This window comes from Arthrobacter sp. UYCu712 (assembly GCF_040547005.1).
GTDB lineage: Bacteria > Actinomycetota > Actinomycetes > Actinomycetales > Micrococcaceae > Arthrobacter.
Map to the genome: position 1 here is coordinate 25671 of NZ_JBEPOZ010000023.1, position 20431 is coordinate 46101.

At 66.1% G+C, this 20431-nt stretch carries 24 protein-coding genes; 12 read left to right on the top strand and 12 right to left on the bottom strand.

Annotated elements, in window-relative coordinates:
• Window positions 1-83 precede the first annotated feature (83 nt).
• Window positions 84-2681, bottom strand: a complete 2598-nt coding sequence (locus ABIB51_RS18315; protein WP_354190585.1) for an excinuclease ABC subunit UvrA — start codon at window positions 2679-2681, stop codon at window positions 84-86.
• Window positions 2682-2726: 45 nt separating this feature from the next.
• Here ABIB51_RS18315 and ABIB51_RS18320 point away from each other — a divergent pair, with 45 nt between their 5' ends.
• The 3 genes from ABIB51_RS18320 to ABIB51_RS18330 all read left to right on the top strand — a co-directional run bounded on the left by ABIB51_RS18320 (window position 2727) and on the right by ABIB51_RS18330 (window position 5313).
• The gene (locus ABIB51_RS18320; protein WP_354190587.1) at window positions 2727-3812 is read left to right on the top strand and encodes an adenosine deaminase; all 1086 of its coding nucleotides are present in this window, start codon (window positions 2727-2729) and stop codon (window positions 3810-3812) included.
• Window positions 3813-4063: 251 nt separating this feature from the next.
• Entirely contained in the window at window positions 4064-4558 is a 495-nt protein-coding gene (locus ABIB51_RS18325) for a hypothetical protein (RefSeq protein WP_354190589.1), read from the top strand.
• Between the two features lie 281 nt (window positions 4559-4839).
• Window positions 4840-5313: a hypothetical protein gene (locus ABIB51_RS18330; RefSeq protein ID WP_354190591.1), complete on the top strand. Its 474-nt coding sequence runs from the start codon at window positions 4840-4842 to the stop codon at window positions 5311-5313.
• Between the two features lie 454 nt (window positions 5314-5767).
• Here ABIB51_RS18330 and ABIB51_RS18340 read toward each other — a convergent pair whose 3' ends face one another.
• From ABIB51_RS18340 to ABIB51_RS18350, 3 genes are read right to left on the bottom strand one after another with little or no spacing between them, the layout of a single operon-like run.
• The gene (locus ABIB51_RS18340) at window positions 5768-6643 is read right to left on the bottom strand and encodes an IS3 family transposase (RefSeq protein ID WP_354190680.1); all 876 of its coding nucleotides are present in this window, start codon (window positions 6641-6643) and stop codon (window positions 5768-5770) included.
• Between the two features lie 14 nt (window positions 6644-6657).
• Window positions 6658-6948 carry a transposase gene (locus ABIB51_RS18345; RefSeq protein WP_354190593.1) on the bottom strand — a complete coding sequence of 97 codons (291 nt, stop codon included), beginning with the start codon at window positions 6946-6948 and terminating at the stop codon, window positions 6658-6660.
• Window positions 6949-6991: 43 nt separating this feature from the next.
• Window positions 6992-7213, bottom strand: a complete 222-nt coding sequence (locus ABIB51_RS18350) for a prolipoprotein diacylglyceryl transferase family protein (RefSeq protein WP_502916173.1) — start codon at window positions 7211-7213, stop codon at window positions 6992-6994.
• 598 nt (window positions 7214-7811) lie between these two features.
• Between ABIB51_RS18350 and ABIB51_RS18355 the strand changes: the two genes are divergently transcribed.
• Window positions 7812-8000 carry a hypothetical protein gene (locus ABIB51_RS18355; RefSeq protein ID WP_354190595.1) on the top strand — a complete coding sequence of 63 codons (189 nt, stop codon included), beginning with the start codon at window positions 7812-7814 and terminating at the stop codon, window positions 7998-8000.
• 16 nt (window positions 8001-8016) lie between these two features.
• Here ABIB51_RS18355 and ABIB51_RS18360 read toward each other — a convergent pair whose 3' ends face one another.
• The 3 genes from ABIB51_RS18360 to ABIB51_RS18370 all read right to left on the bottom strand — a co-directional run bounded on the left by ABIB51_RS18360 (window position 8017) and on the right by ABIB51_RS18370 (window position 9749).
• Window positions 8017-8892 (bottom strand): FHA domain-containing protein, encoded by an 876-nt coding sequence (locus tag ABIB51_RS18360; RefSeq protein WP_354190597.1) that lies wholly within the window; start codon window positions 8890-8892, stop codon window positions 8017-8019.
• Between the two features lies 1 nt (window position 8893).
• Window positions 8894-9160 (bottom strand): hypothetical protein, encoded by a 267-nt coding sequence (locus ABIB51_RS18365; RefSeq protein WP_354190599.1) that lies wholly within the window; start codon window positions 9158-9160, stop codon window positions 8894-8896.
• A 448-nt stretch (window positions 9161-9608) separates the two neighbouring features.
• Window positions 9609-9749 carry a hypothetical protein gene (locus tag ABIB51_RS18370; RefSeq protein WP_354190684.1) on the bottom strand — a complete coding sequence of 47 codons (141 nt, stop codon included), beginning with the start codon at window positions 9747-9749 and terminating at the stop codon, window positions 9609-9611.
• 88 nt (window positions 9750-9837) lie between these two features.
• Here ABIB51_RS18370 and ABIB51_RS18375 point away from each other — a divergent pair, with 88 nt between their 5' ends.
• A complete protein-coding gene (locus tag ABIB51_RS18375; protein ID WP_354190601.1) occupies window positions 9838-10332 on the top strand; it encodes a hypothetical protein in 495 nt (164 codons plus the stop codon).
• A gap of 162 nt (window positions 10333-10494) precedes the next feature.
• On the opposite strand, the gene ABIB51_RS18380 is transcribed toward ABIB51_RS18375, so the two are convergent.
• On the bottom strand, window positions 10495-10719 hold the full coding sequence (locus tag ABIB51_RS18380) for a hypothetical protein (RefSeq protein ID WP_354190603.1): 225 nt from the start codon (window positions 10717-10719) through the stop codon (window positions 10495-10497).
• Between the two features lie 179 nt (window positions 10720-10898).
• Between ABIB51_RS18380 and ABIB51_RS18385 the strand changes: the two genes are divergently transcribed.
• The 3 genes from ABIB51_RS18385 (at window position 10899) to ABIB51_RS18395 (ending at window position 13284) form a co-directional block, all read left to right on the top strand.
• The gene (locus ABIB51_RS18385; protein ID WP_354190605.1) at window positions 10899-11159 is read left to right on the top strand and encodes a hypothetical protein; all 261 of its coding nucleotides are present in this window, start codon (window positions 10899-10901) and stop codon (window positions 11157-11159) included.
• A gap of 305 nt (window positions 11160-11464) precedes the next feature.
• Window positions 11465-12343, top strand: a complete 879-nt coding sequence (locus ABIB51_RS18390) for a pullulanase X25 domain-containing protein (RefSeq protein ID WP_354190607.1) — start codon at window positions 11465-11467, stop codon at window positions 12341-12343.
• Between the two features lie 143 nt (window positions 12344-12486).
• The gene (locus ABIB51_RS18395; RefSeq protein ID WP_354190609.1) at window positions 12487-13284 is read left to right on the top strand and encodes an alpha/beta fold hydrolase; all 798 of its coding nucleotides are present in this window, start codon (window positions 12487-12489) and stop codon (window positions 13282-13284) included.
• A gap of 297 nt (window positions 13285-13581) precedes the next feature.
• On the opposite strand, the gene ABIB51_RS18400 is transcribed toward ABIB51_RS18395, so the two are convergent.
• Together ABIB51_RS18400 and ABIB51_RS18405 are read right to left on the bottom strand one after the other, a co-directional pair.
• Window positions 13582-15375, bottom strand: coding sequence for an alpha-glucosidase (locus ABIB51_RS18400; protein ID WP_354190611.1), 1794 nt, complete (start codon window positions 15373-15375; stop codon window positions 13582-13584).
• A 102-nt stretch (window positions 15376-15477) separates the two neighbouring features.
• Window positions 15478-16725: a mechanosensitive ion channel family protein gene (locus ABIB51_RS18405; protein ID WP_354190613.1), complete on the bottom strand. Its 1248-nt coding sequence runs from the start codon at window positions 16723-16725 to the stop codon at window positions 15478-15480.
• Window positions 16726-16973: 248 nt separating this feature from the next.
• Between ABIB51_RS18405 and ABIB51_RS18410 the strand changes: the two genes are divergently transcribed.
• A complete protein-coding gene (locus ABIB51_RS18410; protein ID WP_354190615.1) occupies window positions 16974-17702 on the top strand; it encodes a hypothetical protein in 729 nt (242 codons plus the stop codon).
• Between the two features lie 38 nt (window positions 17703-17740).
• On the top strand, window positions 17741-18454 hold the full coding sequence (locus ABIB51_RS18415) for a hypothetical protein (RefSeq protein WP_354190617.1): 714 nt from the start codon (window positions 17741-17743) through the stop codon (window positions 18452-18454).
• Here ABIB51_RS18415 and ABIB51_RS18420 read toward each other — a convergent pair.
• Window positions 18426-18995 carry a PadR family transcriptional regulator gene (locus tag ABIB51_RS18420; protein WP_354190619.1) on the bottom strand — a complete coding sequence of 190 codons (570 nt, stop codon included), beginning with the start codon at window positions 18993-18995 and terminating at the stop codon, window positions 18426-18428. The genes ABIB51_RS18415 and ABIB51_RS18420 overlap by 29 nt on opposite strands.
• Before the next feature lie 126 nt (window positions 18996-19121).
• Between ABIB51_RS18420 and ABIB51_RS18425 the strand changes: the two genes are divergently transcribed.
• Window positions 19122-19595 (top strand): hypothetical protein, encoded by a 474-nt coding sequence (locus ABIB51_RS18425; RefSeq protein WP_354190621.1) that lies wholly within the window; start codon window positions 19122-19124, stop codon window positions 19593-19595.
• Between the two features lie 54 nt (window positions 19596-19649).
• On the opposite strand, the gene ABIB51_RS18430 is transcribed toward ABIB51_RS18425, so the two are convergent.
• Window positions 19650-19913, bottom strand: coding sequence for a YegP family protein (locus ABIB51_RS18430; RefSeq protein WP_354190623.1), 264 nt, complete (start codon window positions 19911-19913; stop codon window positions 19650-19652).
• A gap of 156 nt (window positions 19914-20069) precedes the next feature.
• Here ABIB51_RS18430 and ABIB51_RS18435 point away from each other — a divergent pair, with 156 nt between their 5' ends.
• Window positions 20070-20375, top strand: a complete 306-nt coding sequence (locus ABIB51_RS18435) for an acylphosphatase (RefSeq protein ID WP_354190625.1) — start codon at window positions 20070-20072, stop codon at window positions 20373-20375.
• Window positions 20376-20431 lie beyond the last annotated feature (56 nt).

Genomic DNA, 20431 nt, shown 5'->3' on the forward strand with positions numbered 1-20431 from the left:
GGCAGCACCGGGCATGCAATTGCCCGGTCCTCGGGCATGCACACAAGGTTAAGTCAGGTCTCCGCCGTTATCAAGATGTTATTTCAATTTCCAAGCATCGCCGCCAGGTATGGAGCGGTCCGGCTCTTCGTGGAACGCGCCACGGCGTCGGGCGTTCCGACGGCGACGATCTTGCCGCCGGCGTCGCCTCCGGCCGGGCCGAGGTCGATCACCCAGTCCGCTGCAGCCACCACATCCATTTCGTGTTCCACCACGATGACGGTGTTTCCGGCGTCCACGAGCCGGTTGAGCTGCGCCATCAGGAGCTGCACGTCGGCCGGGTGCAGGCCGGTGGTGGGCTCGTCCAATACATAGAGGGAATGCCCGCGCTGGGTGCGCTGTAGTTCCGTGGCGAGCTTGATGCGCTGGGCCTCACCACCGGAGAGCTCTGTGGCGGGCTGGCCGAGGCGCAGGTAGCCCAGGCCCACCTCGCGCAGCGTCTGCAGGCTGCGCGCGGCCGGCGGGACCCCGTCGAGGAACTCCGCGGCGGCATTGACCGTCATGCCCAGGACGTCCGCCACGTTCTTGCCGCGGTACGTCACCTCGAGGGTCTCCGGGTTGTAGCGGGAGCCGTGGCATTCGGGGCAGGGCCCGTAGCTGCCGGGAAGGAACAACAGTTCCACGGCCACGAAGCCCTCACCCTGGCAGGTCTCGCAACGGCCGCCTGCCACGTTGAAGGAGAACCGGCCGGCGCCGAAGCCCCGGGCCTTCGCCTCGTCCGTGGCCGCGAATTCCTTGCGGACCGCGTCGAAGAGGCCGGTGTAGGTGGCGAGGTTGGAGCGCGGGGTGCGGCCGATCGGTTTCTGGTCCACCTTCACGAGCCGGTCCAGCTGGTCCAGCCCGGACACGGGGCCTACGGACAACGGCTCATCGAGGCCTGCGGTCTCGGCGTCCGGCTCCGCCGCGGCTGTCTCCGACGGCGCCGCGGGCTCCGGGTGCAGCCGGGCACTGACCACCTCGGCGAGGACCTGGCTGACCAGGGTCGACTTGCCGGAGCCGGAAACGCCGGTGACCGCGGTCAGCACACCGAGCGGGAAATTCGCGTCGAGTTCGCGGAGGTTGTGCCGGCTGATGCCGCGCAGCTCGAGCCAGCCCGCAGCTTCCCGGCGGGCTCCGCCGGAGCCGGTGCCGGTTCCGCCGTCGTCCGTGGTTCCGGCAGATCCGGCCGAACCGTTCGGGAACAGGAACGGGCGGGTGACGGAGGCATCCACCTCGGCGAGGCCGCCCACGGGGCCGCTGTAGAGCACTTCGCCGCCGCCCTCGCCTGCGTGGGGACCCACATCCACCAGCCAGTCGGCGCGGCGGACGACGTCCATGTTGTGCTCCACCACGAACACCGAGTTGCCGGAGGACTTGAGCTGGTCCAGGACCGCCAGCAGGGGCTCGGCGTCGGCCGGGTGCAGTCCCGCGGAGGGTTCGTCGAGTACGTAAATCACACCGAACAGTCCGGAGCGGAGCTGGGTGGCGATCCGGAGCCGCTGCATCTCACCGGGGGAGAGGGTGGGGGTGGCGCGGCCCAGGGCGAGGTACCCGAGGCCAAGGTCCACCAGGACGGTGACGCGCTGGAGGAGGTCGCGGGTGATGGCGACGGCCACCTCGTTGCGCTCGCCGGAGGACTGTTTGCGGGAGGCGGTCCCGGCCTCCTTAAGCTCGGCGGTGGGCCGGATGATGTCGGCCAGCCCGGTCATGGGCACGGCGTTGAGCTCGGCGATGGTCCGCCCGGCGAACGTCACGGCGAGCGCCTCAGGCTTGAGGCCACTGCCGCCGCAGACCGGGCACGGTCCCGTTTCCATAAAGCGCAGCACCCGGTCCCGCATGGTGGTGCTCTTGGAATCGGCGAGGGTGTGCAGCACGTAGCTCTTGGCGCTCCAGAACCGGCCCTTGTAGGGCTTGGCGACGCGGTCGCGCTGCGGCGTCACTTCTACGACCGGCTGTTCCTCGGTGAAGAGGATCCAGTCGCGGTCCTTTTTTGACAGTTTCCGCCAGGGGGTGTCGACGTCGTGGCCAAGGTGGGTGAGGATGTCGCGCAGGTTTTTGCCTTGCCACGCGCCGGGCCAGGCGGCGATGGCGCCGTCGCGGATGCTCATCGAGGGGTCCGGGACCAGGGAGGACTCGGTGACGGTGTGAGCTATCCCCAGGCCGTGGCACTCCGGGCAGGCGCCGGCCGCCGTGTTCGGGGAGAACGCGTCCGAGTCCAGGGCGTCGGCACCCTCCGGATAGCTGCCCGCACGGGAGTAGAGCATCCGCAGGGAGTTGGACAGCGTGGTGAGCGTACCCACCGTGGACCGCGAACTCGGCGTGCCGCGGCGCTGTTGGAGCGCGACGGCGGGGGGCAGCCCGGTGATCTGCTCCACCTTGGGATTGTGGCCCTGCTGGATGAGCCGGCGGGCGTATGGTGCTACGGACTCGAAGTAGCGGCGCTGCGCCTCGGCGTAAATGGTGCCGAAGGCGAGCGATGACTTGCCGGAGCCGGAGACGCCGGTGAAAGCGACGATTGCGTCCCGGGGCACGTCCACGTCCACGTTGCGCAGGTTGTTCTCCCGCGCTCCGCGCACCCGGACAAAACCGTCCGCAGGGTTGCCGGGGGCAAAATCCGGGACCGAAGAAGCGGGCCGATGGGAAGCATGCTGTTCATTTTGCATTGATTCGACTCTATCCGCTTCGCGGGCTGGGCATATCCTTACCGGATGAACACTTACGACGCCGCCGAGGCTGCCGAAACACTCGAGGCCGTCGGCGACCCGGACAGCGGGGCTGCGCTGGAACCGGCCGAAGTTCCTGGAGCCCATGGTGTGCTTCCGCTCGCCGAGTTGCACCTGCACATCGAGGGGACGCTGGAACCCGAGCTGATTTTCGCGCTGGCCGAGCGGAACGGGACCCAGCTGCCCTATGCCGACCTGGACGAACTGCGCTCACGCTATGAGTTCACGGACCTGCAGTCCTTCCTGGACCTGTACTACGCCAACATGGCCGTGCTGCAGACCGAGCAGGACTTTGCCGACATGACCCGGGCGTACCTGGCCCGGGCGGCGCTCGCCGGAGTACGGCATGCCGAGATCATGCTGGACCCGCAGGCGCACCTGTCCCGCGGGGTATCCCTGGAGACCTGCGTCAACGGTGTGGCATCGGTGCTGGCGGGCTCCCGGGAGGAATTCGGCATCTCCACCCTGCTGATCGCGGCCTTCCTGCGTGACCTCTCCGAGGAATCCGCCCTCGACGTGCTGGAACAGCTCCTCGCCATGGACGCCCCGATTGCCGGAATCGGATTGGATTCCGCCGAGGTGGGAAACCCGCCGGCGAAGTTCGAGCGGCTCTTTGCCCGGGCCGCGGAAGCCGGCCTGCACCGGATCGCGCACGCCGGTGAGGAGGGCCCGCCGTCGTACATCATCGATGCGTTGGACCTCCTGGGAGTGGAGCGGATCGACCACGGCATCCGGTGCATGGAGGACCCCGAGCTGGTGGAGCGGCTGGTGAACGAGTTGACGCCGCTGACCGTGTGTCCCTTGTCCAACGTCCGGCTCCGGGCGGTGGACACCTTGGCTGAGCACCCGTTGCCGGCGATGCTGGCGGCCGGCCTGAACGTAAGTGTGAACTCAGATGATCCGGCATATTTCGGTGGGTATGTCGATGACAATTTCGCCCAGCTGACGTCGGTGATCGGGCTTTCCGAATTCGACTGTGTGCGGCTGGCCGCAAACTCGATCCGGTCCTCGTTCGCAAGCGAGGAGCGGAAGACGGAATTACTGGCAGAGCTGGCCGCCTCCGGGCACTAGGAATCTGACGTATCCTCTGAATAGTCTGTGAATTTGTCATCTCCATACCCCGGTTGTCGGCGCCGCGGGTAGCGTTCAACGTACGTGCCGGAAGCGGTGGAAGAGGCAGGTGCCCAATGCGCAGAAAAGCCGTATTGGCGGCAGGCTTGATCTCTGTTGCGCTCGCAGCCGCAGCCTGCGGGGGTGCACCGGCGCCAACGCCAACGCCAACGCCAACGCCAACACCTCCCAAGACTTCCAATGAGCGTGTCGTGGAAGACTCGTACACCACGGCCTACACTTGGTTCGACAACACGCCCGTGGGCTCTCTCGACATCAGCCACCCCATGGTGCACAAGACGGCAGGCGGCGCCGGAACCTATGAGGATCCGGTGACCATCGCCGTCGGGCATTCCTTGGAGACGGGGAGCGACGTCCTCGATTTCCCTGCCGGCACCCGGATCTACCTGCCCGATGTGCGGCGGTACTTCGTTGTCGAAGACACCTGCGGAGACGGACCCACCCCCGAGGAAGGCCCGTGTCACAGCGGCGCGGACGAGCACGGCAATGCCTCCATCTGGCTTGATATGTGGATTGGCGGCGAGGGGGAGAGTGCGTCCTTCGCCAAGGAGTGCACCCAAGACGTGACGGGCGTCCGGACGGCCGTGTTCAATCCCGCTGACAACTACGAGGTGGCTCCCGGATACGGCGTGATGCACGACGGCGAGTGTGACACCGGCTACGGCAGCGAACGGGTCACGAAGTAGTAGCCCCGCTGGCCGGAGGCATGAAATTCGAGACACTAATCCCGAAAATTCGCCAAATCAAGCGCGACGGACCATGGATTAGCCTCTGCTCCGGACAATGTAACGTTTAGGTCACCGGTTGGCGCGCACGCCGAATAGAGGGTCTTGAACGCCGTTTCGTGTGGTAATTCCCGAGGTGGCAATGTTCTTGCATTTGCCGCATGCCGTGACCGAATCGGGGCAGGGTTTTGTCTGCCACTGGTTCTCTGTTTCCGCACCCCAAATAGAGGCTACGATTTCCCATGCGCAGAAGTAATCTGCTCGCTGCCGGCATGCTCTCGGTTCTACTCGCCACATCGGCGTGTGGCACCGGCACCGGCGCCACCAACTCATCCGCAGAGTCTTCCGGCTCCGCCAGCTCTGGCTCCAGCGCCAGCAAGTCGTCTTCCGAAGTAGGCGCGTCCCAAAAGACCGCAGCCGAAAAGGCTAAGGCCGCTGCCGAGTCAGCAGCGAAGACCGAAGCCGAGAAGGCAGTCGCAGCAGACGCGGCGGCAAAGTCCGACGCAACCGCGGCCGCCGGCAATGCAGCCGCACCCGCCGCGCCGAAGGCTACTGTGGCACCGGCCGCCCCGAAGGCGCCGGTGCCCGTTGTACCGGCGTCGTCCTCTGAAAAGATCGTCAACACGGCGTACACGACGGCGTACACGTGGCACGACAACACCTGTGTCGCATGGCTCAGTCCGCAAGGGGATCGGCTAACGGACATCAAGGGGTGACATTTAGCGCTGCGAAAATAACGCCACTTAGCGCTGCGATGCACAGCCTCCATTGGCAAGCCCGGAACCAAAGTCAGCGACCTCTGCACCGAACTCGGCATCACCCGCCAAACCTTCTACCGCCACGTATCGCCCCACCGGGGAAATTCGCCCCGACCGGGCCAGGCGCATGAACGCGAGATAGGGGTCGATTCAGAAACGGGCAACGCCCGCTAATCCTTGTGAGCGACTACCGCTGACGAGTCTTTCCGTTGAGCCTTACCTTACGGACGCCCCGTCGGCGATGCGCTCAATCTCAAGAGCTGAGCGCCTGAAGAGTCTCCCGGCGATGACAGCGCAGAAACCGAGGATGCGTCCTCCGGTCAGAAACGGTGCAGATAGGCCAAACCTTTCTGTGAGGTGTGTCAAGTGAGGTGTGTCAAGGATGTGAGACAGTCGCGTAGTTTCGTTTTGGTCAGGCGGCCGCAGGTAGCGGCTGCTGGTGGGTGGTGAATTTCGCCATTGCTGTCGCTGGCGGCAGGCCGGCGTTGTTGGTGTGGGGCCGCCAGCGGTTGTAGAACACCTCGATATAGCGCATGGTCGCCCGGCGGGCGTCCTGGCGGGTGGCGAAGCTGTGGTGGTGGTAGAACTCGTTTTTCAGGGAGGAGAACGCCGACTCGGCGACGGCATTGTCCCAGCAGACCCCGGTGGCTCCCATCGACTGCCGGACGCCGTTGCCGGTGCACCAGGCGCCCATTTCCCTGGACGTGTATTGCGTGCCGCGGTCACTATGGAAAATTGCATCCGGTGCCAGGTGTCCGCGGTCTCTGGCCATTTTCAACGCGTCCGTGACGAGGGAGGCGCGCATGTGATCGGCCATGGCCCAGCCAACGACCATGCGGGTGCACAGGTCGATGACGGTGGCCAGGTAGAGCCAGCCCTCGCCGGTACGAAGGTAGGTGATGTCCCCGACGAGCTTCGTGCCGGGGGCGTTCGAGGTGAAGTCCCGGCCGATGAGGTCCGCGAAGACCTTGTCCGGGTCCGAGGGGATTGTCGTGCGTTTGAACGCGCGCATCCGCTTGGCCGCCCAGCCGTTCTCGGCCATGATGGCAGCGACCGTGCCCACGGAAACCTCCACACCGGTGGAGGCAAGTTTGGTGTGGACCATCCGGTGGCCGAAGGTCCCGTCCGAGGAATCGAACATCGCCTTCACCAGTCCGGTCAGCTCCCGGTGCCGGGCAGCCGTCGCTGATTCCTTCTGGTCCAGCCACCTGTAGTACGAGGCCCGTGGAATGCCCAGCCGGGCGCACATCCAGGCCACAGGGAATTCGGCGTTCTTCTCCTGAACCAGCCGGTAAAGGTCCTCTACCGTTGTTCTTTGGCGAAGAACGCCGACACTTTTTTCAGGAAATCATTTTCCCTTTCGACTTCCCGCAGCCGGGCCTCCAACGCCTTGTATTTCGCGGGATCAACCGGATCATCCGGTGTGCCACGGGCACCGCTCTGTCCTTCCCGGTGCAGTTGCACCCACCGCTTTAGCGCGGTCACGGAGATCCCCAGTTCGGGGGCTACCGAAGCGGGCGAACGGCCGGAGGAAATGACCAGGCTAACGGCATCGGCCTTGAACTCATCGGAATAGGTGGGACGGGAAGACATGGGCACAATCCTTTCAAACTGTGTCTCACATCAGTAGTACACCTCAGTGGTAGAGCCGGCCCCCGAGGATGCCGAAGGGTACCGCCCAGGTCACAATGTCCAGGGTCTGGGAGGTGGTGCCGCCGCGGGCCCGGAGCCGGCGGGCGGTGAGCCAGACGCCGACGAGGATGCACAGGGCGTAGAAGCGGATGGTCAGCGGCCCGAGCGAGAAGGCGCTGACCGCGGGGGAGGGCAGGAACAGTTCTGCGACAATTGGGGTATTCATGGTCAGGCTCCCTTATTTGAGGTAGGAGAAGACGCCCATGTCGCGTTCGGCACGGTAGGCGTTGTGGCAGTAGGCACGACGGCGTTCACCTCACCGTCCCCGGCTATCTCACGACCGCCGGGCGATACCTCGCCGTCGGTCAGTCCGGCACAGTCCTCGCAGGCTGGAACCCCGACGAGACCTACTGGCTGAACGACGTCCTCCGTCCCGGCACGGCCCCCTCAGAGTGGCACAGCAACGAATCCGAACCGCCCACATGGGTGGACGACGCCACCAGACTCTAAGGCTCCGCGAGAAGAACGAAACGGGCCTCGCTGCGCTCGGACAGCACAAGCCTTTTCCTTTTTTTGCTGCTGTCCGTTGGATCCTACGTGCCCGCTCCGCCGGCACAACCGTCCTCCGGACGGCCGCGCAGCCAATGAGTTGTGCTCGGCGCTGCGCTTATTTCCTCCCCCAACCCGTCCGCTGCTTGCCCTGCGGGTTGCCCCGGCTCCGTCGGGCTACGCGATGCTCCGCCAGCAGGCAAAACATGGTGGGGGAGAGGGATAGCCGGTAGGCCAGGAGCCCGCCCCGCCCGAGCGAAACGGAGCATCACTTCATGAACACCCAAACAATGATCCACACCCTTACCGGCGACACCGCCGAACCGGTCACTGCCCCGATCCTTCCCGCCGACAGCCGGGCCGGGGACGGGTACGACTGGATGGACACCCTCGAAGACACCGCTGGCCGACGGAGGCCTGACTACCTTGGCAAGGGGGAGGAAATTTCTGGAGAAGATCAGTGACGAGGAGCGTCGAGAACTAGCTGATTCCTGAGGATCCGTCCCGTTCCGTCAGGCCGGTGCGTGGATCCAGCTGGGGGCGCTGATAGGCTAATTCCCCGCCGCTCCGGCCACCGAACGGCCTCCCGTGATCGGCGAACTCTTCCCGGAAGTAGGCAAGGCGCCATGGCCCCATCTGGAGCCGGGTACCCGTGCGCAGGACTGAGCTGCCGGAAGGCCCAAAGCTGCCGGTGACCACGCCGCGCCGGACCAGGACGTACTCGTCCCTGTCATTGTGGACAATTTCCGCGTGGACAGGGTCGAGCCCCGGCAGCTGGAGGTCAGCTGAGGGGCTGCTACCGATACTGGTCCGCTCCCCAATAAGATCGAATTCGCGCGGTACCTGGCCGTTCCACGTGGCGGAATCCTGAATGAAAATCAGACGCGGACGCCCGCTGCCCCGGGTGTGATGGGTGGTGGTGATCCGGCGGACAATCCTGCGTCTGACGGTCGGAAGTAGCGGGAAGAGAGTTGCTGGCGGAAGCAAGGAGAAGCCCGGCGCCCGGGGTCGCCGGCCGTGTTTGGCAAAGGGAGCGAGGGCGCCGACCTTCCCGAGCCGGATATGCGCGGAACCGGTGAGCAGCCGCTGCGCTCCGGTGCGGTTGATGGCCCCGAGGCTCACGATGGGGCCCTGCGGGCCCTCCACCACGATCGTCAGTCCCTTTTCGGCGAGCATCTTGGCCAGGGGCCGCACCTGCCGCAGCGACGGCATCCGCTGCACCATGGACGGATCCAGGCTGCTGAAGGTGACCCGTACTTCAGTCTCGGCCGCCTGCACCGAGCCGGAGGTTCCGCCGCCTGATGGTTCAGTCAGTGAGAACTCCAGATCGGCGTCTATCCTGACTCGGGGTGCCATCTTAGCGCCGGTTCTCGCCGGAACCCGCCGCGTCCTTGTCGCTGGTCGTCACGCGGAGGCTTCCGTTGAGCTTCCAGGTCGCCCGGGGTGCATCAGGCCCGATGTCCCTTGGTACCTCCACTGTCATGTCGACGAACTCATAGTTGATCGCCGCGCCCTTGCCCGTCAGGTAGGACCACATTTCCTCTGCAAGGTCCGCCCAGTCACGGATTGAACGGTTCGCCGCGGTGCCCGCCGTACCGGATGTGTGTGCTGTTGCTTCAGTCATTTTGTTCTCTCCACTGCTAGAGGGATGAGCGCCGGGCTGGAACCGGCCCATGGCCAACTCTATTCCGACACCCGCTCGACGGGAATCCCTCCGCCCCCTTGCTCTGGCACGGGGATGAATGGCTGAAGCCACGGCCGGGAACTTTGGGCCCCGGTGGACGCGCATTGGGCTAACAGATGCCGGCGGGAGGCTCTCGGCGGCTTCAACCCATCCCGTGATTTGCGCAGAATACCCTAAAGGTCGTTGGATGACGGGCAGCGAAGCTGCTGTCACCCGCCAGGACCGGTAAGTCCTCCTTTCCGGATGAGGCGTCCGGATCGGCTTCCCCGGGTGCGGTGCGAACGATACAATCGATGTGGCTCGCGGGATGATCATGGCTGAGAACCGCTGTTCCGAGGAAGAGTCCGTCGGCATCCTTTGCCGTGCCTCCAACAACCGCAATCTAGGACTAACGGTCCGCGCCGAGGGGATCGTCGCCAGAACCGCCGGCGTTGGTGGCATAACAACACGCCGCGATCAGCGTCGAGCCCTGGGCCATTAACACCCAGAACCGGGCCTCCTTTTCGATCCGTTCCTTCTTCGACAACATGGGCAACACCTCACAATAAAAGGGGTGTTGCAACGACCGATTGAACTCGCCATCCCCTTGCGGACAGCTCCGTGCGCCAAATAGCGCGGTGAAAATACCGCCATTTATCGCTGAAAGTCACAACAACACCCCCGTCGGCTCGGCGACCATCAGCTACCCCGTCCTGCACAAGACGGCCGGCGGAACGGGCACGTTCGAAGACCCGATCACCATCGCCGTGGGCCACTCCCTCGCTTCCGGCAAGGACGTGCTGGACTACCCGGCCGGCACGAAGATCTACCTTCCGGACGTTCGCCGCTACTTCATCGTCGAGGACACCTGCGGCGACGGCAACGATCCCGAGAACGGCCCGTGCCACCAGGGAACCAGCGTTGAGGGCAGCAACTCCACCACCTGGATCGACATGTGGATCGGCGGCCAGAGCATGAACGCCTCCGGTGCCGACAACTGCGCCGGCAAGGTGACCAACGTGAACACCGCCGTCTTCAACCCGGTCAGCAACTACGTTGTGGCATCGGGTGCGGGCGTCATCCATGACGGCAAGTGCGACGCTGGCTACGGCAACGCTCTCGTCAAGAAGTAGGCAGTAAAAACGTGATGCACCACCGCTAGCCGGAGGTGCTGCGGGGGCTGGCGTATTCGCAGGCCCCCGATTTTGCGTGCGCAGGATCCACCAGCCCAGGGCCGCCATCGCCAGGGCAATCGGCCCGGCATGGGACGGCAGGGGTGAGGACATGGTCCCTCCTTAGCGGCGGAGCTGATCGGACCCGGCGGGCAGATGCAGGTGGTCGACGGCGGATCGGGGCGCCGTGCGCCAGGCGTCCCGGTCGGCGAGGACCGTGGCCAGGACGGCAAGGACAAGCACCACGAAGTAGATGAGCTCCGCCCGGCCGGCCTTTGCCCCGGCGAAACCAAACGAGCCCACGGTGAACGTTCCCTGGCTGTTGTGGAAGAGCAACGTGAGCAGCACGCTGCCGCCCGTGCGGTTGAACAGCCGGACGTAGAGGAAGGTAATCGCAAAGGTCGAGGGGAGCCCGATCAGGCTGAGCCGCCCGAACAGGATTGACCAGGCGCAGGGCGAAAAACGCCAGGAGCCCGGACCCCGTCACGTCGGCCAGACCTGGTGCGGCGGCGCCGAGGGCCATGTTCGTGAGTCCCGTCAGCAGCGCCAGCGCCGCCGGGAGCAGGCGGGCCACGGCGTACCAGGCCCAGCCCACCCGCCACCTGATCAGCCGGCGTCCCCAGACCTTGAACCCGGGCCTGCCCTCGGCGAGGGCGATGACGATCACTGCCGCGGCCAGCGGGCCGATAGGCAGGAATTCCATCTGCGGCATCAGCCCGGCGGCGAAGAGGGGCCAGGACGACCAGGAAATCGAGAAGGCAAGGACGAAGAACGCCGGCAGACGGTGATGCTGCAGCCAGACCTTGAATCGCGGCATGACGGCTCCGGTGGGAACAGGGCCAGTGGAGCAGGGCTATGGGGCTCATTGTCCGCCCGGGGGTGTCCTGAATCCTGCCCCGGGCAGAGTAGTCCTGGGAGCAGGAACCTCTTCGAGCGGTAAGCTACTCGCGGGTACGGGTGCGTTGGTCCCCCGCGCACCCCCATTCGGGCTGTCATAGTGGGTCACGACGCACGGAGTTAATGGTTTCCACTCGCAAAAAGACCCACATCCTTGGCAAAATGCAGGTGGATCAATTGCTTCTAAAGGAGACCCATGGGCGCGAACACCGCGGAAAACACCAACCTTCGGCTGAAAGCCGTGCTGGATGTCCTGACGGAGGGGGTGTGGACGGGCGAAAAACTGAATGCCGGAGCCGTGCTGGGCGAGGCAATCGTGCGCGTACCTCTCAATGATCATGAACGTGACCTCCTGAGCGGCGGAATTCCCCGCGGCCATAAGACGCTGACCACCGCCACCGCGAAGCTGGTCAAGGCCGGCTGGCTGGTCAAGGGACGTTCCGGCTGGTCCATCACCGACGACGGCCAGCGCGCCACCGTCGCCTTCGCCGAGCCGACGGCCTTCGCCGGAGCGCTCGACGCCGGCACTCCGGTACCGGGCGACACCCCGCTGCCGGCTGCCCCGGCCGGGAAACCCGCCGCGAAGGCAGCGTCAGCCAGCGGGGCGTCGTCGAAAACGGCCAAGGTGGCCGGCAAGGCTGCCAAGCTGATCGAAGAAGCCGTGGCCCCTGTCGCCAAGGTCGTCCGGAAGCGCAAGGCAGCGGACAAAGCCCCCGCCGCGGCTCCGGCCGCAGCCCAGGCACCGGCAGCCTCCGCTGTCAGCACTGAAACCGTCGAGCAGCCGGACGCCGTCGCGGTTGCCGGTGACTTCAACATCCTGCTGGGGGCGCCGGCCAATTGGGCACCCCAGTACGACCAGTCCCAGATGGAACTGGACCAGGTGGACCAACTGTGGAAGATTGCCGCGGACATTCCGGCCGGCTTCTACACCTTCAAGATCGCCCTGAACCGGTCCTGGGATGAAAACTACGGCGCTTTCGGGGCCTTCGACGGGCCCAACCACGAGGTGCACCACGGCGGCGGCGTCCTCGTGATCCACTACGATCACCGGACCCGCGACATCGTCCTGCCGTAGGCGCCGACACCGAATCGTCCTGGCGACGCGCAAATGACCCTTCGACACCGGTATTCGGGTGTCGGAGGGTCATTTGCGCGTCGCGGGCGGCTTTGCGCGTCCTGAACCTGCCCGGACGCGGCGGACCGGCCTAGCATTGGCTCATGGAAACCGTTGAGCTGGACGGGTTGCGGATCGCCTATCAGCGGGTTGGCCAGGGGCCGCCGCTGGTCCTGTTCCACGGGGTCGGGGAGGACAGCCGGATCTGGCGTCCGCAGCTCGAAGGGCTCTCGGACGACTTCACGGTATTTGCCTGGGACGCTCCGGGCTGCGGCGCGTCGGACGACCCCGTCCCGGACTTCTCCGCCGAGGAACTCGGGGCCGTCACCGCCGGATTCCTGCGTGCGGCAGTTCCGGAGAAGCCGCACCTCCTGGGCTTGTCCTGGGGCTCCATGGTTGCCTTGGAGCTTTTCCGCGGGTATCCCGGGCTGCCAGCGTCCCTGGTCCTGGCCTCCGCCTACGCCGGCTGGGCCGGCTCCCTGCCGCCCGAGGAAGTGGAGCGGCGGTACGCCCAGGTGCTGGCCGAGATTGATCAGCCTCCGGAGACATTCGTCGCGGAGTGGCTGCCGTCGCTCTTCACTGACAAGGCGGATCCCGCCGTGGTTGCCGAAGTCTCCGGGATCATGGCAGACGTCCGCCCGGCAGGAATGCGGGCCCTGCTCTCAGCCAGTGGCCGGGCGGACTACCGCCCGGTGCTGCCCACCATCGACATCCCCACGCTCCTGCTGTACGGCGCGGACGATCAGCGGTCCCCGTTGAACGTTGCCCACGAGCTGCACCGCCAGATTCCGGGCTCAAGGCTCTCGGTGATCCCCGACGTCGGGCACTTGGCCCACATGGAAGCGCCCGACGCCTTCAACACGGAAGTGCGGAACTTCCTCCACGGCATTGCCGCGGGCTGAACGTCGCTAGAAACGCGTGGGATCCGGTCGCGGCGGGACCGGTCCCGGGTCCGGAATCGGGAGGGGCCCAGGTCCCGGAACGGGCCCAGGGGTGGGCGCCGGGCCTGGCGGCGGAATCGGCGCCGGGGGAGTGACGGGGCCCGGTTCCGGCGGGATCGGGTCCCCGGGCTCGGTCGGCGGCGTCGTGGGGCCCGGTTCCGGCGGGAACGGCTCAGGTTCGTGTGGCGGTGGAATGGTCATGCCGGGCTCCTTCGCTTGGTTGACAATCCTGTTTGTGTCGATCTGATGGTGTGGCGATCAACGGCGGCTGCTCCGGCGCAGGACCCTCAGCTCCCACGGCCGCAGGCGCATCGGGTCCGCCGTGGACGGGCCGCCCGTAACAGCACCGCCCGCGGCAGCACCGCCGTCGGACGGGTAGTTCCCCAGCACCAGGTCTGCACCGCCCCAGCTCTCCTCGCCGAGCTCGACGCCGCACTCCGCGCCGGAGAAATTGCCCAGCACCAGCAACTCCGTGCGGTCCGCGGACCCGTCGGAACCGGGTTCGGTCAGCGACCGGGTGAACGCGTACACATGCTCGTCGTCGGGCAGGAGCATACCGAAGTCTCCGTGCGAAATGACACGCTGCGCGTGCCGGAGCTCAATTACCCTGCGGTAGAAGCTGTAGACCGAGTCCGGCTCCTCCACCTGGGCGGCGGCGTTGATGTGGTTGGCGTTCGGGTTGACCGCGATCCAGGGCGCGCCGGTGGTGAACCCGGCGTTCCGGGACGCGTCCCACTGCACCGGGGTCCGTGCGTTGTCCCGGTTCAGCGGCGCGAGCGCGGCAAGCACCTCGGCGTCCGTGTGGCCAAGGTGGGTGGTGGCTTCGCGGTGGTGGTTGAGGACCTCGATGTCGCGGTAGTCGCTGATCGCCCCGAACGTCATGTTCGTCATGCCGAGTTCTTCGCCCTGGTAGACGTAGGGCGTGCCGCGCTGCAGGTGCAGGATACCGGCGAGCATCTTGGCGGAAAGCTCGCGGTACCCGCCGTCGTCACCGAAGCGCGACACCGCGCGGGCCTGGTCATGGTTGCCCCAGTACAGGCTGTTCCAGCCCCGCTCGGCCAGGCCCTCCTGCCAGCGCCCCAGGGTCTGCTTGGGCTCGGTGAGCTTGAGTTTCTTGGGCCGCCACTTGTTGCCGTTCTCCTGGTCCAGGGCCACATGCTCGAACTGGAAGACCATGTCCACCTCGCCCCGGGCGGGATCGGTGAACAGGATGGCCTCCTCCACCGTCACGCCCGGCATTTCACCGACCGTGAGCAGCCGGCCGGGGCGGCCGGCGAACACCTCGCGGTGCATCTCCTGCAGGAACTCGTGGATGCGGGGGCCGTTGATGTAGAACGGGGTGCCGTCGCCGTGGAGCTTACCGTCCGCCTTCGGCCCGTCCGGCAGTCCGGGGGTCTTGGAGATGAAGTTGATGACGTCCATCCGGAAGCCGTCCACGCCCCGGTCCAGCCACCAGTTCATCATGTCGTGGACGGCGGCCCGGACGTCGGGGTTCTCCCAGTTCAGGTCGGGCTGTTTCCTCGAGAAGATGTGGAGGTAGTACTCGCCGGTGGCCTGGTCGAACTCCCAGGCCGGCCCGGAGAAGGCCGAGCCCCAGTTGTTGGGCTCCGCACCGTCCCTGGGCTGGTGCCACATGTACCAGCCGCGCTTCGGGTTGTCCTTGGAGGAACGGGATTCCACGAACCAGGGGTGCTCATCCGAGGTGTGGTTGACCACGAGGTCCATGACCAGCTTCATGCCGCGCGTGTGCAGGCCGTCGGTCAGTTCCTGCAGGTCCTCAAGCGTGCCGAAGAGCGGGTCCACGTTGCGGTAGTCGCTGATGTCATAGCCGTTGTCGTCCTGCGGTGACGTGTAGATCGGGGACAGCCAGACGACGTCGACGCCCAGCCGCTGCAGGTAATCCAGCTTGCTGATGATGCCGCGGAGGTCACCGATGCCGTCGCCGTTGGAATCGGCAAAGCTGCGCGGATAGATCTGATAGACGACGGCGCCCTGGAACCAGTCGCGGGAAGCGGTCCCAAGGGATTCCGCGGGTGCTTGTTCGACTGTCATGTGGGATTCCTCAGCTGGTCCGGCAGGTTGTGGCGGGGCCGGTTGCCGCGGTCCCGCCAACGTCTGATTATCGACCAGTTAGCGTGGGCTGGGAAGACCCCCTCAGTTCTGCGCGGCGATGCTCTTGTCGCGGTCCTCGAACACGTCCTCGCCGGGGCCGGAGAAGGCCCGGGATCGCTGGACGGCCTCGATGGATCCGGTGAACAGCTGGGAATCGTGCGGGTCCGAGGGGTGCCGGGAGGGCTCGTCCGCGGCCACCAGCTTGCCCGGGCGCCTCGTCCCGGACCTGGCCCCGGGCGGGACGGAGTCAGCGGCGGCCGCAGGCAACGACTCGAGCCGGACGTGCGGCAGCGCCGTCGGGTGCTCCTGCTGCAGGAACAGCACCAGTTCCTCGCGGATCAGGCAGCGGAGGTCAAAGAGCGAGGCACTGTCCGCGGCGCTGACCAGGATGCGGACCCGGACAAAGCCTGCCGTGGCATCGGTGATCTGCAGGACCCCCGCCCGCTCGTCCCACAGCTCCGTACCCGCCAGAACCTTTTTCAGTTCCGCCCGCATCTCCTCGAGCGGGGCACGCCAGTCCAAGTCGAACTCCACGGTTCCCATGACTTCCGACTGGCGCCGGGTCCAGTTCTCGAACGGGGTGGTGGTGAAGTACGTCGAGGGCAGGATCAGCCGCCGGTCGTCCCAGATGTGGACCACCACGTACGTCAGGGTGATCTCCTCGATCCGGCCCCATTCCTTCTGGACCACCACCACGTCGTCGACGCGGATCGCGTCCGTGAAGGCGAGCTGGATGCCGGCGAAGACGTTGACCAGGGAAGTCTGCGCGGCGAGCCCGGCCACGATCGAGATGACGCCGGCGGAGGCGAGCAGTCCGGCGCCGAGGGCCTGGATCGCGGGGAAGGTCAGCATCATGCTGCCCAGGGCCACCAACGCGATCAGGGCGACGCCGATCCGCCGGGCCAGGATCACCTGCGTGCGGAGCCGGCGGGCGCGGCGGTTGTCCGCGACGTCCACCCGGTACCGCGTCAGCACGATGGATTCGATGATAAGCAGCATGGCGATGGCAAGCCACGCCACAGTGGCGATGAGGACGATCACCAGCAGGTGGTCCACGTTGCGCCGCCACTCGACGTCCTCGGTGGTCATGGCCAGGGCGATCCGCACGCCCACCAGGCAGAGCGCCAAACGCAACGGCAGCCGCGCCACCCGGGACGTCTCGCCCAGCTCAGGGTTCTTGCGGTTGAGCCGGAGGACAATCCGGCGCACCAGCCAGGACAGGACCAGCCCGGCAACAATGGCGAGAGCCATAGCCAGGAACGGCATTGCGGGGATCAGGGACTCATGCATTACTTAAGCTCTAGCAAGCTTCCGCGATCAACTGAAATCGGCGCGATGTCAACGTGGGAAGCATCACGCCGTCGCTTCTGTTTGGCCCCCGGGCGGGCAAACGGTCCGCCGTCCCGCCGCAAGGGGTCCAACGGCCCTACTCTGCGGTCACGGACAAACGAGAATAGTCGAACTACTTGCACCCCATGGGGGAGGGCTACATGCACCGAGCTCGACTTGCCGGCACGGCCGTTTCTGCAGCATTCCTTATGACCGTTGTGTTGGCGGCATGCGTTCCCCCCGCCGTAGCCCCGAGTCCCAGTTCGTCGACGCTCGCAGAGCGGAGTCCGCAGTCCAGCTCCGCGCCGGCCAAGTCAGCGCCGGCGACGTCCGCCCCCACAGGCTCCGCGGCGGCGACCCCGAATCCAACGGCGAAGCCCACTGAATCCGCATCGGACAACTGGGAGACCTATACGACGGCGGACGGCCAGTTCATGTTCGACTACCCGGCGGTGTGGACCATCAAGGACCGGGCAGCCGAGGCGACGCCCGGCGGAATCTTTGTGGAGGTCCTGAACCGGGACGGCAAATCGATGGCCACGTTGCAGACCAACACGGCTACTTCGGCGGCATGTGCGGAGAAATACCCGTATTCCTTGCTCGACTTGGAGCCGCTTCCGGCACTGGCCCACGGAGGCGCAGTGCCGAACTTCCTGTTTGAGGGCCGGTCCAACCCCAACGCAACGGATCAGTCCAAAATGGATACCCTGGAGTACGGGATCACCTCCGCGCCGGAACCGACCGGCCCCTCGGCCTGCCCTATCTCGCATTTCTTCGCGTGGCCGCCAAGCGGTGCCGTGTTCGGCGGCGTCTACAGTCCCTTCCAAATGCCGCCCGGGTACCCGCCGAATACTGACACCCCGGAGGCCTACACGGAAACGGACGAGTACCAGGACGTCAAAGCCGTCATCGTCTCGCTCCGGCCGGCGGAGAAGTAGCGGGCCAGCGGGACGTGCGGCTGAAGGTGGGGGACCTGATGGATGCCAGGAAGTCCGGCGGCACGTTCACCGGCATGATCTGCCTCGCCCTGCTGCTGGTGTCCTGCGGTGCGCAGCCCGGGCCGCCGCCCGATACGACGACACCGCAGCCGGCAACCACCTCGGCAGCCGGCACCGCGCCGCCGTCGTCGGGCTGGAAGACTTTCACGACGACGGACGGCGGGCTGTCCTTCGACTTTCCTGCCGACTGGACGGTGCGGGACCCCGCCGGGGAGATGCCCCTCGGCGGTGAGTTCGTGGACGTGATCAATGAGGCGGGAAAGCCGATGGCGAGCCTGCGGACCAACGTCGTCACCGGGGCCGAGTGCACGCAGCAATATCCGTACGAGGTGTTCGACTCAGAGCTCCTGCAGGCGCTGGCGGAGGGCGGGGCGGCCGATGCCCCGGTGCCGCGCTACGTCTTCGAGGCCAGGGGAGACAGCACCGCCGCGCAGGCGTCCCCGCCCACCATCGCCGGATACGGAATCACCATGATGCCGCAAGAGACCGGGAACACGGCCTGTCCCATGTTCCATCTGTTCCTGTGGCCGCCCAGCGGCGCCCTGTTCGGGGCCGCCTACAACCCCGAGAACAACACGACGCCGGGTGACCCGTCGCTGCCGTACCTGGAGAAGGCCAAACTTTATGCGGCGACTCCGGAGTACCAGGACATCCGGACGATGATCACGTCCCTGCGGCCGGCGGGGAAGTAGCCGGCGCCCCATCCAGGCCGGCGAGGATCGCCAAGGCGTCCTCAGCCCAGTCAATGCTGGCCCGGGCGGAGTGTTCGCCGGCGGCGACGGTGATCAGCGCATAGGGCGTGTTCTCCCCGAGATGCCCGCCCGACAACTCGGCACGGGCTTCATTCATGGCGGCAAGCTGCCGTTCGGCTTGGGCTTTCGTCTCCAGCACCAGCTGGCGGCACGCTTCCGGACCAAGCTCGCGGCCGAGGAAGAGACGCAGCAGCACCCCGTTTCGCGGCTTGCCCATCTGGGGCGGTTCGGCCAGGAGTTCGCGGAGCCGGGCCGTGCCGGCGGCCGTGATCCGGTAGCTCGAGGACCGGCCTTCGGCGTCCGGGCGCTCCACGAGTCCAGTACGCTGCAGCTCTGCCAGTGCGGGATAGATTTGACCGAAACTCTCGCTCCAGAAGTGCCCCAGCGTGTTCTTGATTTCTTCCCTGAGCGCGTATCCGGACATCGGCATGATGCTCAGGGCGCCAAGAACGGCGGTCTGGGTCTGGTCCGAGCGTGCCATTAGTACTCCTTCGTGAACTGCTAGCCAGGGATGGTCCTCAGCGACTAGTGTATCTTCCAGATAGGTTATATCTGGAAGATAGAAGCAGTTGCTACGAGCCAGGCGCTCAGGAGAGAAGGATCTGTGATGGATTTGAAAGCTGTGGCGACCCGGCATTTTGCGAACCGGACGCCCGCAGGTGGGACCGGCGTTGGCTATACCGGCGCGGGGCGTGCCAGCGCTGGCCGGGCCGGGAAGGCAGCCGCGGTCCTCTTTCTGGGAGTCGCCGGATTCCAGGGGGCCCTGGCCCTCGGGGCGCCATGGGGATCAGCCGCCTATGGCGGTGGGAATCCGGGGGGCCTGCCCGATTCCATGCGCATGTCCAGCGCGGGCGCGGCCGGGGTGTACCTCGTGCTCGCGGCGGCCGCCGGAACTTCGTTGGTGGCGCCCGCCCTGCGCCGGCGCTTGACGTACGCGACGGCCGGGCTGATGGCCGTCGGAGCCGTGATGAATCTTGCGTCGCCGTCGTTGGTGGAACGGATGATCTGGACGCCGGCCACAGTGGTGTTGGGCGTCCTTCTCTGGAACGCAGCTAAGCATGACGCGGTCGCGCCCGACTAGAAGTGACGGCTCTCAACGGGCCGCTTAGTAAACCGCGCTGACTGAACGGACCGCTCACTGACCCGCGGGGAAGTGCCGGCGACGGCGATGCTGCGGCACCCTGCTGCTCCTGGTCCAGGCCGTGCTGCCCCAGGGCGTTGTCCGGTCTTCCCTGATCAAGCCCGTGCCGGCGCATTCGCGGACCGCCATAATCCCGTCGGCTGCAGCGCGTTTGTCTTCGTAGGCCCTGGACACTGCCAGTACGGTTCCGTCCGCGGCGAGCAACCGGAATCGGACGCGTGACTCTGCATCAGTGAAGAGTTCGAATTGGCCTGCCATCGTCTTGTCCTTTCAGGCGTCCCGGCGCTCTGGCGGAGTGTGCGAGGGGGCCGGAGGTGTCGTAACAGACTGCGACAGGGACGCTCTCCGGGGTAAGGGGCGAAGGTCCCTTGTCTGGGGACTGGCGCCGCTGGCGGCCGGCGTTACATTGGGATCATGGCTGAATTTCCAGGCGTGGAATCCGGGGAGCGTGTCCGGCTGACGGCGAGGGCGGACGGAACAGTGCAGGCCGTCGGCTTCCGGTATTGGACCGTGCGCAAGGCCGAGCAGCTCGGGCTGACCGGCACGGTCCGGAACAACGACGACGGCTCGGTTGGCATTGTCGCGGAGGGGCCGCAGACTGTGGTGCTTGAGTTCCGGCGCTGGCTGCGGTCAACGGATGCGCCGGGGCTGGTGGAAAACGTCGAGGAAAGGATCTCCCCGGCCACGGGTGGATTCAGTACCTTCAGAGTGGTCTACTGAAGCCCGCCTGGGGACAAAGGACCCTCGGCACGGCGGACGATTGTGGGTACGGTGGG